The organism is Paenalcaligenes sp. DL 463, from assembly GCF_057475185.1.
The window spans coordinates 490,419-507,626 of record NZ_JBYBKX010000001.1 but is presented as its reverse complement, the minus strand read 5'-3'; the positions used below and the strand labels follow the sequence as shown (position 1 = coordinate 507,626).

15 protein-coding genes are annotated in these 17,208 nt (G+C 49.4%); 7 read left to right on the top strand and 8 right to left on the bottom strand.

Annotation, left to right across the window (positions count from 1 at the left end; translation table 11 throughout):
• Nucleotides 1-152: 152 nt before the first annotated feature.
• From AC2UZI_RS02345 to AC2UZI_RS02320, 6 genes are all read left to right on the top strand, one after another.
• The gene (locus AC2UZI_RS02345; protein ID WP_486942220.1) at nucleotides 153-1,442 is read left to right on the top strand and encodes a Glu/Leu/Phe/Val family dehydrogenase; all 1,290 of its coding nucleotides are present in this window, start codon (nucleotides 153-155) and stop codon (nucleotides 1,440-1,442) included.
• A 205-nt stretch (nucleotides 1,443-1,647) separates the two neighbouring features.
• Nucleotides 1,648-2,427, top strand: a complete 780-nt coding sequence (locus AC2UZI_RS02340) for an ABC transporter ATP-binding protein (protein WP_486942219.1) — start codon at nucleotides 1,648-1,650, stop codon at nucleotides 2,425-2,427.
• A 107-nt stretch (nucleotides 2,428-2,534) separates the two neighbouring features.
• Entirely contained in the window at nucleotides 2,535-3,347 is an 813-nt protein-coding gene (locus AC2UZI_RS02335; protein ID WP_486942218.1) for a transporter substrate-binding domain-containing protein, read from the top strand.
• Between the two features lie 20 nt (nucleotides 3,348-3,367).
• A complete protein-coding gene (locus AC2UZI_RS02330) occupies nucleotides 3,368-4,081 on the top strand; it encodes an ABC transporter permease (protein WP_486942217.1) in 714 nt (237 codons plus the stop codon).
• Nucleotides 4,078-4,761, top strand: coding sequence for an ABC transporter permease (locus AC2UZI_RS02325; RefSeq protein ID WP_486942216.1), 684 nt, complete (start codon nucleotides 4,078-4,080; stop codon nucleotides 4,759-4,761). Before AC2UZI_RS02330 ends, AC2UZI_RS02325 begins: the two co-directional genes overlap by 4 nt.
• A gap of 28 nt (nucleotides 4,762-4,789) precedes the next feature.
• Nucleotides 4,790-5,797, top strand: coding sequence for an asparaginase (locus AC2UZI_RS02320; protein WP_486942215.1), 1,008 nt, complete (start codon nucleotides 4,790-4,792; stop codon nucleotides 5,795-5,797).
• On the opposite strand, the gene AC2UZI_RS02315 is transcribed toward AC2UZI_RS02320, so the two are convergent.
• From AC2UZI_RS02315 to AC2UZI_RS02300, 4 genes are all read right to left on the bottom strand, one after another.
• On the bottom strand, nucleotides 5,765-6,784 hold the full coding sequence (locus AC2UZI_RS02315; RefSeq protein ID WP_486942214.1) for a pseudouridine synthase: 1,020 nt from the start codon (nucleotides 6,782-6,784) through the stop codon (nucleotides 5,765-5,767). The two genes, AC2UZI_RS02320 and AC2UZI_RS02315, sit on opposite strands and share 33 nt — an antisense overlap.
• A 111-nt stretch (nucleotides 6,785-6,895) precedes the next feature.
• A complete protein-coding gene (locus AC2UZI_RS02310) occupies nucleotides 6,896-9,550 on the bottom strand; it encodes a TRAP transporter permease (protein ID WP_486942213.1) in 2,655 nt (884 codons plus the stop codon).
• Nucleotides 9,551-9,692: 142 nt separating this feature from the next.
• A complete protein-coding gene (locus AC2UZI_RS02305) occupies nucleotides 9,693-10,667 on the bottom strand; it encodes a TAXI family TRAP transporter solute-binding subunit (protein WP_486943694.1) in 975 nt (324 codons plus the stop codon).
• Between the two features lie 460 nt (nucleotides 10,668-11,127).
• Nucleotides 11,128-11,418, bottom strand: coding sequence for an acylphosphatase (locus tag AC2UZI_RS02300; protein WP_486942212.1), 291 nt, complete (start codon nucleotides 11,416-11,418; stop codon nucleotides 11,128-11,130).
• Nucleotides 11,419-11,550: 132 nt separating this feature from the next.
• Here AC2UZI_RS02300 and AC2UZI_RS02295 point away from each other — a divergent pair, with 132 nt between their 5' ends.
• On the top strand, nucleotides 11,551-13,455 hold the full coding sequence (locus AC2UZI_RS02295) for a sensor domain-containing protein (protein WP_486942211.1): 1,905 nt from the start codon (nucleotides 11,551-11,553) through the stop codon (nucleotides 13,453-13,455).
• A 3-nt stretch (nucleotides 13,456-13,458) separates the two neighbouring features.
• On the opposite strand, the gene rmuC is transcribed toward AC2UZI_RS02295, so the two are convergent.
• The 4 genes from rmuC to AC2UZI_RS02275 are packed head-to-tail and all read right to left on the bottom strand — an operon-like array spanning nucleotide 13,459 to nucleotide 17,143.
• Nucleotides 13,459-14,970, bottom strand: a complete 1,512-nt coding sequence (gene rmuC, locus AC2UZI_RS02290; RefSeq protein WP_486942210.1) for a DNA recombination protein RmuC — start codon at nucleotides 14,968-14,970, stop codon at nucleotides 13,459-13,461.
• A gap of 59 nt (nucleotides 14,971-15,029) precedes the next feature.
• Nucleotides 15,030-15,617, bottom strand: coding sequence for a peroxidase-related enzyme (locus tag AC2UZI_RS02285; protein WP_486942209.1), 588 nt, complete (start codon nucleotides 15,615-15,617; stop codon nucleotides 15,030-15,032).
• Nucleotides 15,614-16,141: a CMD domain-containing protein gene (locus AC2UZI_RS02280; protein WP_486942208.1), complete on the bottom strand. Its 528-nt coding sequence runs from the start codon at nucleotides 16,139-16,141 to the stop codon at nucleotides 15,614-15,616. The genes AC2UZI_RS02285 and AC2UZI_RS02280 overlap by 4 nt, the downstream gene beginning before the upstream one ends.
• Nucleotides 16,142-16,162: 21 nt before the next feature.
• Nucleotides 16,163-17,143: a LysR family transcriptional regulator gene (locus AC2UZI_RS02275; RefSeq protein ID WP_486942207.1), complete on the bottom strand. Its 981-nt coding sequence runs from the start codon at nucleotides 17,141-17,143 to the stop codon at nucleotides 16,163-16,165.
• Between the last annotated feature and the right edge of the window lie 65 nt (nucleotides 17,144-17,208).

Here is a 17,208-nt window from a genome sequence, read left to right as displayed (position 1 = left end):
TCTTCTTTTCTGACGTAGAAATCAGGACAAGTCCCACGCTCAGCACTACAATACGTTATTGGTGTGTACGCCCTGCGATTGCTGCGTACGCACTTTTTTGCTTTTTAAATCAATAAAAAAGCCTCTGCATTTTTGATCGTAACGAGGAGAATATGTCTCAGCCCCCCACGCACCAACTTCCTTCGTACCTCAATGCACACGACCTTGGGCCGTGGGGCATTTACCTTGAGCAAGTCGAGCGCGTTGCTCCTTATCTCGGTAAGCTAGGGAAATGGGTGGAAACACTAAAACGCCCTAAACGTATTTTAACCGTTGATATCCCTATCGAATTAGACAATGGCACCATCGCCCATTTCGAGGGCTACCGTGTCCAGCACAACACAACGCGTGGTCCCGGTAAAGGCGGCGTTCGTTTTCATCAAGACGTGACCCTCTCTGAAGTCATGGCACTCTCTGCATGGATGTCTGTGAAATGTGCAGCGGTTAATGTCCCTTTTGGTGGCGCTAAGGGCGGTGTCAGAATCGATCCTAGGCTTTACTCTCAGAAAGAACTAGAGCGCGTTACGCGCCGCTACATCAGCGAAATCGGCGTGATTATTGGCCCAGACAAAGACATACCGGCACCCGACGTCAACACCAATGCACAAACCATGGCGTGGATGATGGACACCTACTCCATGAACGTCGGCGCCACCACAACTGGCGTCGTCACTGGTAAGCCCATTGCGTTAGGGGGTAGTTTAGGCCGCGTAGAAGCCACCGGCCGCGGTGTTTATACCGTGGGCGTAGAAGCCGCTCGCGATATCGGTCTGGATCTACAAGGCGCTCGCATTGCTATTCAAGGTTTGGGGAATGTCGGGGGCACGGCGGCACGTTTATTTGTTGAAGCCGGTGCCATCGTCATTGCCGTTCAAGACCACACCGGTACGGTGCACAACCCGAATGGCTTAGATATCACTGCCTTACAACAACATGTGAACGAAACCGGCGGGGTGTTGAATGCTCCCAATGCTGACCGTATGCAAGCTGACGAATTCTGGACGCTGGAAACAGACATCTTGATTCCCGCAGCGCTAGAAGGACAAATCACCGCCGCGAATGCCCACGACGTACGTACGCGCATACTTATCGAAGGGGCTAACGGTCCGACCACACCTGAGGCCGATGATATCCTTACCGATAAAGGCATTATGGTGATTCCGGACGTCATCGCTAACGCAGGGGGTGTAACCGTTAGCTATTTTGAATGGGCACAGAACTTCTCAAGTTTCTTCTGGGAAGAAGAGCTCATTAATCGTCGCCTTGAGGCCATGATGCGCGCCGCCTACTCAGACGTTTCTGCCGTCGCTCGTGAACATCAAGTCACACTGCGTACCGCCGCCTTCATTACCGCTTGCCACCGTATTCTTGAATCACGAGAGTTACGCGGCCTTTATCCCTAACACGCTAAAACTGAACGCTTAGGCCGCTCACCAGAGCGGCCTATTTGTTAGGGATAACCGCAAACGCAGTCTGGGTAGATTCCCTAAGGGAATGTATAGTCATATGTCGCTAAACTCGACCAGAGATGCACAGAGTACTTATAATTACCTGCTTTGTATTAACTATCAAACGTCTGTAAAGATAAATTGGGCTGAGCCAGTCACTGTGAATCAATCTCCAAACCCGTATGCTGTACAAGTCGACAACGTACACAAAACATTTAACGATAATGAAGTACTAAAGGGAATTTCATTTAGCGCTAAAAAGGGCGAAGTGATCTCTATCATTGGCTCATCCGGGTCGGGTAAAAGCACATTATTGCGCTGTATCAATCATTTGGTCGTACCAGAACAAGGCGAGATTCATATTGGCGATGATGTCCTGCGTAGCCGCACCCAGCGTAATGGTGTGGTCGTTAGCGCTGACACCAAACAACTAGAACGTGTGCGTAAACGGCTGGGCATGGTGTTTCAGAACTTCAACCTGTGGTCGCACCGCACCGTCTTGCAAAATGTGATCGAAGGCCCTGTACACGTTAACGGCATGTCTCGTGAACACGCCACGAAATACGCTTTAGAATTGCTCGCTAAAGTCGGTCTCAGCGATAAAACCCACGCTTATCCTGCACAATTATCGGGTGGGCAGCAACAACGCGTGGCCATTGCCAGAGCGTTGGCCATGGACCCTGACGTTTTATTGTTCGACGAGCCCACCTCGGCATTAGACCCAGAGATGGTGGGCGAAGTGTTACGCGTTATACGCGACCTCGCCCTAGAGGGCCGTACGATGATTCTGGTGACGCACGAGATGAAATTTGCGCAAGAAGTCTCTAATCATGTGATTTTTATGCATAATGGCGTCACGGAAGAGTCAGGTACACCGGAAGACGTCTTCGAGCACCCGGAATCACAGCGCTTACGTCAATTTTTAGCACCCCTACACTGAAATACGTTTTGGCAGTTTTGTTGTAGCATCAGTAGCCGGACTTACAGGTGTTATTTATTCTGAATACATAACCCTACCGACAGCAGACCCCTAGGGAGATTCTTACTATGAAAATGATTCAAAAAACCATACTGGGCGCAAGCTTAGCCTTATTCAGCTTAACAGCCGTATCCGCCACATCACTCAAAATCGGTACCGAAGGCGGCTACCCGCCCTGGAGCATGGTCGATGCCTCCGGTAACGTTACCGGCTTTGACGCCGATATGGGCGCTGCGCTCTGTAAAGAGCTAGAAGCCGATTGCAATTTCGTCGTACAAGCCTTTGATAGCCTAATCCCATCGCTAAGCGCCAATCGCTTCGATTTGATCATCTCGGGCATGTCCTATACGCCAGAGCGAGCTAAACGCATTAACTTCAGCGTCCCTTACGCCGTTGAAGATGCCATCTTTATCTTGCCCGCGAAAAGCGAACTCATCGGCGCCTCAGATGCCGACACCATTTTTAATGGTATTGATGATAAAACCATCGGTGTTCAAGGTGGAACCACACACGGTGCGTATTTAGCCAAAATGGCACCCAACACCACCATTCGTAATTACGACACCTTAGATCAAATGCAAATCGATTTAGACGCCGGTCGTTTAGACGGTACCTTTGCTGATCTGTCATCGCAAACTCGTTTTTTCAATAACTTAAAGAACGACGACTTCGCACTTACTGAGTACGTGATCAAAGGCTCCTCTGATCCTGAGGTGCTGGGTTACGGTATTGCCGTGGGTATCCACCAAGACAACACCGACCTCAAAGCAAAGGTTGATGCGGCACTGTGCAAATTAATTGAAGACGGCACGGTAAAAACCGCCAGCGAAAAGTGGTTTGATACTGATCTGGCTAACTACGAAGCTTGCGAAGAAAAGTAATTCAGGACTAGACGAACACCATGCTCGATACCATCATTCGCATCTTGCAGGAAGGCTGGGGTTGGATGCTATTGCGTGGTACCGGCATGACGTTGCTCGTATCAACCCTAGGCATGATGCTTGGCGTCATCATTGGCATCACCGGCGCCAGCATTAAAACTAACGGTCCACTGGTATTACGTGGACTCGTTAGTTTGTACACCACTATCGTACGTAGCATCCCAGAGCTACTGATTATTTATTTATTATTCTTTGGTTCGGTGCAGTTTGTTTCCGACCTTGGAGCCTTCCTGAATTGGGAAGAAGGCCTAAACCGTTGGTTCCCGCTTATGGTGGGTGTATTAGCCATCGGTATTATCTCTGGCTCATACAGTGTTGAGGTTTTCAGAGGGGCGCTTAAAGCCATTCCTGAAGGGCAAATTGAAGCCGCTAAAGCTATTGGGATGCCAGCTCATAAGCGCTTATTTCGTATCATTCTTCCACAAATGTTTTGGTATGCCCTGCCCGGTTCGAATAACGTTTGGCAAACCGCACTAAAAGATACCGCCTTAATCTCTTTAGTCGGTTTGGTAGAAATTATGCGAGCTGCCGTTCTTGGGGCGGCCGCCACACGTGAACCATTGGCTTTATATTTACTCGCCGCCGCCCTGTTCTTTATCGTTGGGCTGGCAAGCCAAGCCATGTTTGTGATGGCAGAGCGCTATTTCGGTCGCGGCATGAGAGCCATATCATGATTGATACCGAGCTCTTTCACTACACCGTCGACACCTTACTCAAGGGTATGGGCCTTACGGTCTATATCGGTATCGTTTCGATCATCTTATCGTTAGGCGTCGGGCTATTGTTTGCTTTGATGCGCATGTCGACGAACCGCTGGGTAGCGGGCTTTGCATTTGGGTACAGCACATTATTTCGGGGCACCCCACTATTAGTACAGCTTTTTATTTTGTACTACGGGATCGGCACCTTAGGTTTCATTCGACACACTCCCTCCTTGTGGTGGCTCTTTAGCGATGGGGCAAAATGCGCTATCTTAGCCATTGCATTAAATAGCGGCGCTTACATCAGCGAAGTCTTTAGAGGAGGCTTCCAATCCATACCCACGGGGCAAATCGAAGCGGCTAAAGCCATTGGCATGTCGCCCTTTAAGCGCTTTTATCGTATCGTTTTTCCTTTAGCCGTACGACAAGCCTTACCCGCCTACAGTAACGAAATCGTGCTAGTCATTAAAGGCACCAGCCTTGCCTCTACCATCGCCGTCATGGAGCTTACTGGACATGCTAAACGGCTAATGAATCAAAACTACGCCATTATCGAAACCTTTGTGATCGCAGGATTGTTGTATTTGCTGATTAACTTTAGTTTGCTGGTTGTCGTGAATCTTATCGAACGCTGGTTAAAAATTGTCCGTTAACGTCTATTAAGGTATCCTCGCCGCTATCATGAGTCACCGTAAAACAATTGCCATTGTGGCCACTGGTGGCACCATTGCAGCAACCACTGAAAAAACCACCAAACTGAGCGACTACGCTGTCACGCAAGGGGTTGCCGAACTGATCGCCGCCGTGCCGCAGTTGAGTGATCTGACTACGCTAGAAACCCATCAAGTGTGTAACCTTGATAGCCGTAACATGACCAGCGCCATACAGCTGGATATAGCACAACACGTAGCCCAGCTCTTAGAGCAACCGCATATCAGTGGCGTCGTGATAACCCATGGCACCGACACACTGGAAGAAACGGCTTTATTTTTACAGCTTTGCTTAGCGAGCACGAAGCCGGTAGTTATGGTCGGTGCGATGCGCCCAGCTTCTGCGCTTAGCGCCGATGGCCCCATGAATTTATATCAAGCCGTGCAAGTGGCTCTAAGCCCGGATGCCGCACATCGTGGTGTGTTGGTGGTGGCAAACGATAACATTCATCTGGCAACACGGTTATGCAAACTGCACAGTACCTCTACTCAAGCATTTTATTCAAACGATAGCGGCCCTGTGGGCACCATTAACGCCGATGGCGTGCAGTTTCATGCGGCTGCCCCCAAGCATTCAAAGCCCGCCCTGATCAATTTGAATGCACTCGTATTACCTTTACCGCGCATCGATATTGTTTTTGACCACCCTGATGCGAACCCCGCGTTTTATGAAGCAGCCCTACACAGTGGCAGCGCTGGCGTCGTCATTGCATCAGTAGGTAATGGCAGTCTAAGCCCCACCGCCTACGCCGGCGCAAAACAGCTACATGCCAATAACACTCCCTGCGTACGTAGCAGCCGTATTCCTTTAGGTGCCACCACAACCTCTGAGCTCGACGAGCAACTGCATACCATTAGTGGGCAGTTTTTCTCACCCCAGCAATGCCGGGTGATATTGATGCTCGCCAATGCTAGTGGGCTCACCACGTCGGCAGAGTACGAATCGTTATTTAGCGCCTTGTGGCGGCACACACGCTAGTTGTCGCTTACTGCAGTAATCTCTAAGTCGACCATTTACGGGGTCCTTAAAGCTAATACGTCGCGCCAGTAACTGCAAAGGCTGACTGAAATCATGGGCCGGCCGATCTTTATGCCATACCGGATAATAGTTGTCGTTCACAATGGGGCAGCCCAACGCGCTCATGTGCACACGCAATTGATGTTTACGTCCGGTTGAAGGCTGCAATTGATAATGCGTTAAATATTGCGCCTTTTCCGTGTCATACCATGTGCTCAAGGCATCAATCACGGTTTCGCTATTGGCCTCGTTATTCGTTTCACGTACAACAAACTCGCCCTCCACCCCCTCAATGCACGAGCGTCGTATCAATGGCAGTGCTTGTGCTGTGTAAGACGGGGCAACCGCCTCGTATTGCTTAAAAATCGATTGCGTTTGAAACAAGCGTTGGTAGGCTCCTCGAAATGCAGGCTGTACACAAAATAATAAAACACCTGCTGTGTCTCGATCCAAACGATGTAATGGCGTGATATCAGCATTATCGAAGGTAGCTCGAACTCGAGTTAAAGCGGTCTCACGTAGGTAATTACCGGTAGGTACACTCGCTAAAAAATGAGGCTTATCCACCGCGATAATAAAATCATCAGCGTGCAAAACGGTTAATGCAAAAGGAACAGCCACCTCGTTTTTTACCTCTCGGTAATACCAAAGCCATTGCTCAGGCTGATACGGGCTTTCCATACTAAGGGGCACGCCTGCGCTATTGACCACATCGCCCCGCTGAACACGATCGACCAACCCTGAGGGATCAAGTCGGTCAAAGCGTTGCAGTAAAAATTCGCCTAAGCGTTGCCACGAGCCTTGAGGTAGCCACACTCGGCTAGGGGCCACGCCGTCCCTCATTGGCAAAGGGGCTCGGGGGCTGCTCTTTTTTTTATTGGGTCGTAACGGCGTCACAATGGCTACACGTAGCAGGCTACGTTTATGTAAGAATAAAACAACCAACATTATCGCTGATTCCAGCCACGTCCACAAAAAACCCCACGAGTCTATAAAACAGTCTCGTGGGGTTTTTCCATCAATAAGCGAGAACACCGCTAATGCTGCAATAACAACCTATTATGAGGCGTGCGTCCCTGCTTGCAGCACAGGCTGGGGCTCGCTACGTAAGCGGAACCCTTGCCTCCAGTAAACAAAAGCTAACAAGAAAAAAGCAGGGAAATACATCCAATACTCTGACGGACGACTCGGATTCGGGGCTTTCACACCGACGATATCCCAGCCTTGCTCCCATCCTGCGCGACGCGCTTGGCTACCAAAGTTAATACTACTAATTTGCACCATGTCACCAAAAGCCATCACATTGACCCCTGCTAGGGCTAAGCGCTGACGTCCAGCCTCTTCGCCGGTAGCATCACTGCCTTCAGGCAGAGGTGGCAATAACGTAGCAACCGTTTTAGAGATCTCATCACCTTCGATGTTGACCCCTTCGATCATGACAACCATTCTTTCAATCTCGGGCAAATTAGCTGCCAGCTGGAAAATCTCAGTTGGTGCTAAGGTCTCGTACTTCGGTTCGATCTTGTCCATGAACCAGTCAGGTCTAAACATCATAAACGTGACGAGCAAGCAAATAAGCACCTCGTACCATTTAGACTTCACACGCATCCAACGCATGGTTACTGTGGCAAAAGCCAGCGACCCAAGAATGGAACCAGTGACCACCAGTACGAGTTCATACCAACTGCCAATTCCAATTAACAGTAAGAGCGGATTGAAGATAAACATAAAGGGCAAAATAGCCGTACGCATGGCATATTTGAAACCCTCAATACCCGTTTTAAGCGGATCTTCGCCTGAAATCGCGGCTGCAGCAAAGGTCGCCAGCCCAACAGGCGGGGTGACGTCAGCCATTAGCCCGAAATAAAATACAAACATGTGCACAGCGATTAATGGAATGACTAAGCCACTTTGTGCCCCTAGCTCGACCACAACCGGTGCCATTAGCGTAGCCATCAAAATGTAGTTGGCTGTAGTGGGCATACCCAAACCTAAAACCAAACACACGACAGCCGTAAAGCCTAGCATCACGAGCACATTACCCATGGATACGAGCTCGACGAAAGCGGTCATGCGCAGACCGAGGCCAGTCAACGTGATTGCACCAACGATTAAACCTGCCGTGCCGCACGCTAACGCAATACCAATCATATTACGAGCGCCCGCTTGCAGCCCACCAATCGTATCCACCACCCCTTCTTTAACCGCACCCGCCATCGGTAACTTACGAAAGAAGGCAATGAGTGGGCGCTGTGTAAGCATCAGCACCAGCATCGTCACAACGGCCCAGAAGGCGGATAAACCAGGAGACAAACGCTCGACGGTTAGACTCCAAACCAACACACCAATTGGTAGCAAATAGAACAAACCCGTGCGTACCGTTGGCCAAACCTCGGGGCGCTGCAAGTCGGTTACGCTAACTGATTTCGGCAGTTCAGGGTGACGAGCAGAGATCCACATCAGGAAAACATACAGCACCACCAATAACGAAACCAAGATACCAAAAGCGTGCTGTGGGAATATTTGTTGCACTCCAACGCCTATCCAATACACCATGCCGACAACAGCGATGGTACCTGACACTCCCATGGCGACACCCAATACTTTCTGGAACCATGTGCGCACCCGGCCTGTGCCACCCATGGGTTGAATACCAATCTTCAGCGCCTCTAAGTGAACAATATAGAACAAGGAAATATAAGACAGCATGGCAGGTAAGAAGGCGTGTCGGATAATGTCGGTATAGGGAATACCTACGTACTCGATCATTAAGAACGCCGCTGCCCCCATAACCGGAGGCATAATTTGGCTATCAGCGGAAGCTGAGGTTTCAATCGCTCCAGCCTTGATACCGCCATAACCAGCTTTTTTCATTAATGGAATGGTAAAAATACCCGTGGTTACCACGTTCGCCACCGAGGACGCCGACACCAAACCATTCACAGCGGATGACATCACAGCTACCTTTGCCGGACCGCCACGTAAGTGACCTAACAACGCAAAGGACACTTGCATCATGTAGTTCCCTGCTCCGCACCGATCAAGCAGCGAGCCTAACATGACGAAAATAAAGATATAGGATACGGAAACCCCCAGAGCCACCCCGAAAACACCTTCTGTGGTGAGCCACATGTGGGAGATTAACCGTTCGAGCGACGCACCGCGGTGCGCTAGCGCATCGGGCAGCATCGGGCCTAAAAACACATAGGTGATAAAAATAGCACCTAAAACAGCCATTGGGGCACCTAGCGCCCTACGCGTTGCTTCCAACAACAGCAGTAGACCAACACTGGCAACCACAATATCTTGAGTGGTGGGAATGCCAGGGCGTTGCGCTAACTCGTTGTAGAACAAAAACAAATAGCCGCCACAAAACGCCGCTACAACGGCTAGGAACCAGTCTTGGATAGGTATGGTGTCCCGCCTTGATCGCTTCGTAGCAGGAAACGCCAAATAGGCCAAAAACATGGCAAACGCCAAATGCAAAGCACGCGCTTCAGTATCATTAAAGATAAATATATGCCACTTGAACGGCAGCGGCGAGGCATACCAGAGCTGAAATACCGCCCACATCAGGGCACCGATAAAAACAACGGCACCAAATATACCTGTAACGTTTCGGCCACCACGGTCGATTTCCGCCACCAGCTGCTCAAGTTCTGCCTCTTTTGAGTCAGCCCCAGCGCTGTTTAGAACTTCCTGTGCTTTAGTCATACATTTTAAGCCTATTAGGCCCTCAAATAAGAGGGCCACCCTTTTGGGGCAGCCCGTTTCACTACAAATTTACTTAAGAGCGGGCGTCTATAACACCGCCCCATGCTTTACATCAATCGCAATGGGGCTTTAAACACTCAAATTAGAGTAGGCCAGCTTCTTTAAAGAACTTCTCTGCACCAGGATGTAGAGGCGCGGTTAAGCCATTACCAACCATGTCCTCTTTCACAAGCAAACCGAAAGCGGGATGTAAGCGCTTGAAGTCTTCAAAGTTATTAAATACGGCTTTGACCACCTGATAAACCAACTCGTCATCAACATCTTCCGATGTCACAAATGTAGCTAACACTCCATATGTATCCGTATCGTTAGGATTGTTAGGATATAAACCACCGGGAATACTTACATTCGCGTAGTAAGGGAATTCCTCAACCAACGCGTCAGGTGCTTCACCCGTTAACGAGACCAGTTGAGCGCCACACGTGGTGGTAGGGTCTTGAATGTTGGCAGATGGGTGACCTACGCCATAGAAAAAGCCATCGATCTTACCATCACATAGTGCTTGACCGTGCTCATCAGGACGCAACTCGGAAGCTAACGAGAAAAAGCTGAGATCAGTGCCCATTTTCTCAAGTAATTGCTCCATCGAAGCACGCGTACCGGATCCTGGATTACCGACGTTAAAACGCTTGCCTTTCAAATCGCTAAACTCGCTGATGTTGGCTTCTTTGCGAGTCACCACAGTGAAAGGCTCGGGGTGCAGTGAAAATACTGAACGCAATTTCTTGTACTCGCCAGCATCACTAAACTGGCCTGCGCCATGATAAGCATTGTAGGCAACGTCAGATTGCACCACACCAAGGTCGAGCTCACCCGCTTTAATGGTGTTGACGTTAAAAACAGAACCGCCTGTGGATTCTACTGAACATCGCACGCCGTGGTCGGCACGATCTTTATTAACCAAGCGGCAAATCGCTCCCCCTGCGGCATAATAAACCCCTGTTACGCCCCCTGTTCCGATGCTCACAAACTGTTGCTGGGCAACGGCTGGCAGCGGGGCAACAAGCATAGCGCAGAGTGCTGCACCGGCTGTTAAGGCCGCACCTTTCCCAGACATAGATTTGTTAAACAACTTACGCATCTTTTTCTCCTTTGGGGCTATCCCCACTTGGTCACAGATTATTTTCTGTAGAAATCATTGATACCACATACTGAGGTAAAAGACCGAGATGCATCAGAAGAAGCAGCAGTGCCATTACCCCAGTGTTATTCAGTTCAAAAAGGCTGTTGGTCTCGCAATCACAACCCCAAACTGTAAGTGAGGTTAATTATTAGCGATAAGTCGCTACTTGCACTATGGGGTTTTGCACTAGTTAGCGAACGAATTCACAATGCTTTTCACTGCTTATTTACGTCGCACCATAAATAGGCGTTATGAATAAAAGAATAAATAACGTGAAGAATTAAGGCGTATAGTACTGCTAAGGCCACGGCTTAAGCGACGCTTTTGCTTAGTATTTTCCCTAAAATCGCCCTACTTACTGCATAACGTTATCTTCTAGCACATCGCACTTACGCTATCGTAATTGGAAATACGCATAGCGTTTATCGTCATAAGACCGTCTAGTTTCTACACTTTGAACGGATGCCAGCTCTGGCCCTTTATGAAGCCAAGATAGTAGCAAATCAATATTATTAACATCACCTTGCAACAGCAGTTCTACTGAACCATCCGGTGCATTTCGCACCCAACCCGTTACCTTGTACAGATGAGCATGACGCAATGTTGCTGCCCTGAACCCCACGCCCTGCACTTTTCCGGTAACCACCACCTCTAAGGTTTCAATATGAATACTGTTCTCTATCATGCGTTCTCTCTGTAATTTGCGATAGGCAACCACCCATTCCATGCCTACAATACGGGCCTATGCCTAGATACTGCCCGTAATCGCCCTCTTCGGTCGGATGTCGTAACCTTAACCGATTATTTCGTAGCAATCATGAGTGTATGGATTCGTAGTATCGCCCGCCTCTTATTTGGCAGTCTACTCTTGCTGAATAGTACCCATGTTGCCGCTGAAACCGTAAGCTCTTCCGGTTCGAATAACTCGCTTTCCCCATTCGTGCTTTGGGGAGGGTTTTTATTACTGCTTTTGTTATTAGTGGGCAGCTTGCTGGTTATTGTTCGTCTGCGGCATGTACTGAACCAACAACAAAAGCAACTTACGGCGTCTGAAGAACGACTTAATATCATTCTTGATAGTATTGAAGCGCACATTTATATCAAAGATCGCAACCTGCGATATCGTTATGCCAATAAAAAAATGTGCGACTTTTTCAATATCAGCCCTAGTGAAATCATTGGAAAAACGGATCTGGAAATTGGCGTGCATCCCAGCGCTGCCGCAGAGATCAAACAAAATGACCGTCAAGTTATCACTCGAGGCGACCGCATTGCCGTTGAAGAGCACTACGACCCGAACGGCATCAGAAGCACCTTTTTCTCGATCAAATTACCGCTACCCTCGCACGGCAAACAAGACGATGCCTTATGCGGCATTTCTACAGATATCACCGTATACAAGGCCACCCGCGAGGCCAACCATCAGTTAGCTTTCTTTGATCCGTTAACCGAGCTGCCTAATCGTCGGTTATTACTCAGTCGTTTAGCTAACGTCTTACACGCCGCACGGCGATACCAAATCATTGGCGCAGTGCTGTTCATTGACCTCGACCATTTCAAACACATTAACGATGCTCGCGGCCATGCTATTGGCGATCTGATGCTAAAACGCGTAGCGGCACGCCTTAAACAAATGATGCGCGAACACGATACCGTTTCTCGCATTGGGGGAGACGAGTTTGTTATCTTATTAACCCGCTTAGGCGATCACGATGAGGAAGCACGTAAAGCCGCATTGCTCATCAGCGAGCGGGTGCGCCAAGCCCTAGAACAGCCTCTGCTGATCGAAGCCCAAGCCCACTTAACGAGCGTTTCCATCGGTGTTTCCTTCATAGACGCCACCACACAAAGTGCTGAAGAAGTGCTGCGAGAGGCTGATACCGCCATGCATCATTCTAAAGATGCAGGAAGAAACCAAATTTCTGTTTATCATGAGAGCATGACAGCAGACATCGAAGAACGGCTGAATCTGGTACGAGACCTGACTCAGGCACTAAACACAGAGCAACTTAACGCTTATGTGCAGCCTCAGTTCAATCAACGACGTGAAATTATAGGTTGTGAAATGCTAGCGCGCTGGCATCACCCTGAACGCGGTCTTATTCCCACCGATCGCTTTATATCACTTGCCGAGGAAACTCAGTTAATTACAAAACTGGGCGACTGGGTCTTAATCCAAGCCTGCGAATTGCTTCTACGCTATCCTGAACAGCAATTTACCGTATCCATTAACATCAGCCCATTACAGTTCCAGCACCGTGACTTTTTACAGCGAGTTAGCGCTATTGTCTCTGAACGCCGCGCACCCGCAAACCGTCTGATCTTTGAGATCACCGAAGGCATGCTTATGGAAGAGCATCAACAAACCATTCATTTAATGGAGGGTATCGTCAAATTAGGCATACGTTTTGCCATTGACGACTTCGGCACAGGCTACTCGAATCTTGCCGCGTTAAAACGACTTCCTGTGTATGAACTGAAAATCGATCGCAGCTTGATTAAAGACATTAATCTCGACAGCGATAGCGCCATTATTGTTCGCACGGTTTTGTCATTAGGACAAAAACTTCGCCTACATACCGTTGCTGAAGGTGTAGAAACCAACGATCAAGCCGTGTATTTAGATTACTACCAATGCTCGGCATTACAAGGGCATTTATTTTCCCCAGCCATACCCATATCAGAATGGGATAACTACATCAAAGCGCACACCTTGCATTAGACGCTATTGCAACTTACTGGAATCGCTCGGCTTCGTCATTGCTGTCTGGTCTTCCAACGCCGTATCCAGACGCTGAATATCAAACGCCACATCCGACTCTAGCGTTTGAAGCTCAGGCAGCTCTTTGGTTGCCTTAGCGGAAAGTTCGGTGAAGCGTTTAATTTTACCGTGCAGGCCTTGTTGTCCAGCAACCGCCGTCACACTCGCACTAAAATGCGTATTCAGTTGTCGCAAACTATCACCCATCCGACGCATACGTTCGGTAACCAACACCACCTGATCATGAAGTTCGGCGGCACGCATTCCTAACTCGTGCGCTTGCTCATTGCTACGAGCGATAAGCCATAAGTTCGAAACCGTACGCAAGATGGGTAATAACGAGGTGTGCGAAACCAGAATCACATTTCGTTTAACCCCATATTCGAACAAATCGGGCTTATGCTTAAGCGCCTCAATGTAGGCGGCCTCGATGGGAACGAACATGAACACAAAGTCTGGGCTTCCTATCCCCACAAGCTGGTCGTAGCGCTTCGTGGCCAAATCATCAATGTGACGTCTCATGGCCTTTACGTGCGCATCTAAATGCGCACTACGCTCGGCATCACTGTTAGCACTGACGGCTTTTTCGTAGTCGACTAATGATGTTTTACTGTCCAGAATTAAATGCTTAGCGTCAGGCAGTTTTACGACGAAGTCGGGGTAGCGTGTTTGACCTTGCTCGGCTTTAAACGACGCCTGACTAAGAAAGTGGTCGCCTTTGACCAGCCCCGCTAAGGACAAGGTTTGCTCCAGCTGCAGCTCGCCCCATATACCGCTAAGTTTCTTATCGCCTTTAAGCGCCGAACTAAGGTTTTGCGCATCGGCGCTCATTTGCAAGCCGATATCTAGCACTCGGCGTAATTCAGCACCTAAGTTAGCCTGCCCTTTAATCGACTCGTCATGAACCCGATCCACACGTTGCTGAAAAGCCGTGATCTGTTCGCGAAAAGGCCGTAGCAATGAATCCAGCGATTGCTGACTATGTTGCTGAAAACTACGCCCTTTTTCTTCAAGCACACGATTGGCTACGTTTTGAAACTCGGTTTGCATCTGCTGCTTGCCTTGCTCAAACGCTTCAATCAGTTGTGTTGACGCCTGTAGCTTCTCGTTATGCAACACCTGTAACTCGGCCAACTGCTTATCCAGCGCAGCGACCTGGTGTCGAGACTGTTGAAGCTGTTGCTCTAAAAACGAACTTCGATCCCGGCTTTCATCCAGACGATCGGCTGTTGCATCCAGATGACCCTGCAAGCTGGCTAACTGTTTTTCAAGCTGCAAAGCATGTTGCTGCTGCTGAGCAACGCTGGATTGTTGCTCAGCATAATCCGCAACTAGACGCTGATGCTCTTGCTCAAGACGCAATCGCTCAAAGCGGGTTCGCGCACCATGAACGATAAATAAGAACCCGACAAGTAGCCCACCCACCGCCACGCCCAACATAAGCAGCCCAGCAGGGGCTTGAAACCACGCTAACATGCCAGACCTAAATAACGTTGGGGAACGAGACGTAGCGGTGCAAAAGCGCAGCTCATGACTTAATCATTGTTCTCAGCATGGCCTAAGTTCAACATTAAGCGGTTCGCCCAGCCGAAAATAGAGGTGGTGTGAATCAGGTCTAAAATTTCCGCCTCATTTAAACCTTGATCTTTTAATGCTTGAATATCATCAGGCCCTAGATTTTCAGGGTTATCTGTAATGCGTCCCGCAAAATGGCTAATCGCTTTCTCGCGATCATTCACGCCCGCCACACGGGGCTCGGTAAAGGCTTGCTGAACGCTGTCAGTACGTTTTTCCAATTGCTCAAAGCGCTGTGCATGCACCGACACGCAATACGGGCACGCATTGATGACGGAAACCACCATAGCACCTAGCTCGCGATCAGCACGAGCAAGCCCGCCAGACGCGTACATAATGGCGTTGTAAGCCTCAGAGCGCTGTTGAAGTATTTCGGGCTGGTGCACCAAAAACCGGTAATAGTCTTGTTGTTTGGCTTGTGGGTGACTTAGCTCTAACACTTCTATCTGCTTGGGCGTGGCCTGTTCAAGGTCAACCACATCAAGCCATGCTTTCCAATTCAAGACCTCGTTAGTGAAGCCATTAATGCGTATAGGGGTTTGGCTCATTTTGCTTCCTCTAAGGCTTTCATCGCTTGCAAACCTGAGACTAAACGAATCTGATAACTTAGGTAACCAATCAGTTGTGCTAAGGCAACCACTGAAGGGGTGCTTAGTCCAGCCTGCTTCAAATCAAGCAAGGCTTCTTGGTCCCCTAGCTTGGGGCTAAGAACCAGTAAACGTGTAAAACGCAAAATGGCTTGTAATCGTGTGTCGCTAACATCGGTCGGACGGTCAAACTCGATCGCCATTAACACCTCGTCACTGACCGAACATTGCTGCAACTGCCGGCGGTACTCTCCTGCCAAAGACGGTGCTTTACTAAGCGAGCTGGCATACCACGCTACTACGTAACGCTCGGTCAAGCTTAAGCCCGGTAAATCGGCGCTAAAAAATAATTGTTGGCTCGCTTGCGTGGCATCTACCACTTTTTTGCGAGCATGTCGCACCTCGTATAAGGTGTGCTCTTCGCTAATTCCTGCCATCGTATCGATAAAATCGACACCCGAGGCTAAGCTTTCAGTTTTGGACATAATAATAATTAAAAAAACGAGTTATTCTACGCTGTGATCTATTGTCACATCAGAGGGGTCGGCACTACTGGGCAGGCCACTGTCATCACCAATCGTAAAGTGCTCTACGCGCTCTACCGAAAACTGTCGGATGGCTTCAATAAGACGCGGGGCTTGAGCATGAAGGGCTCGCTCGGGGTGTGTAACCACACCGATCATTGACGGAATGTAGTTAGCGACGTTCTTGACGACCACACCGGCGGGCAAGAAGCCACAAATACCGTAAGGGTCAACCAAACCGACTCCCAAACCCGCCGCCACCATACTAACGACGTTCATTGACGATGAGGTTTCAATTTGTCGAACCGTATCCGGAGACGGATGTGAGCGGGCCAATGCCGTGGCCAAGCGATGACGCAGCCGATAACGAGAAAAGACTGAGATAACGGTATCGTCAGCGACGTCGCTTAACTCTACGGTGTCCAGATGCGCCAAAGGGTGATCTTCGGGTAATACCAATACACAAGGCGCCTGACCCGACCAGTGCAACTTACAGGTCCCCAAATCAACAGGAAGACTGGTGATACCCACATCAACCACGCCCTCTGACACTTGGCGTATCACCTCATCGGCTAGCATGGTGTCTATATACAGTTTCTGCTGAAAAAGCGGCTCGTACTGCTCAATCAAATGAATCACTTGCGGCACAATGCCCACGCCTAACGACTGCGTGGTCGCCAGTTTTAACGGACGGCCTGTGCCACGGGCTATTTCTCTGACTCGAGTTTCAAGCAGCTCAAGCCCTGCCAATAAGGGGCGGACCTCGTCATAAAACTCACGCCCCTTCTCGGTTAGCGTGACCTGTGGGCGCGTGCGAAGAAACAGGGTAAAGCCCAAGGCTTGCTCAAGCTCTTGCACCTGACGACTTACCACAGGTTGCGAACGATCCAGTAAGCGACCTGCTGCTGTCACACTTCCTGCTGTAAGTACGGCTGCAAAAGCCTCGAGTTGACGAATTTCCATTTCCATCCACGTTGAGAAACCAATAAGGGCCAGACACGTCTGCCCCTAAACCTGAGCGCTGCCCC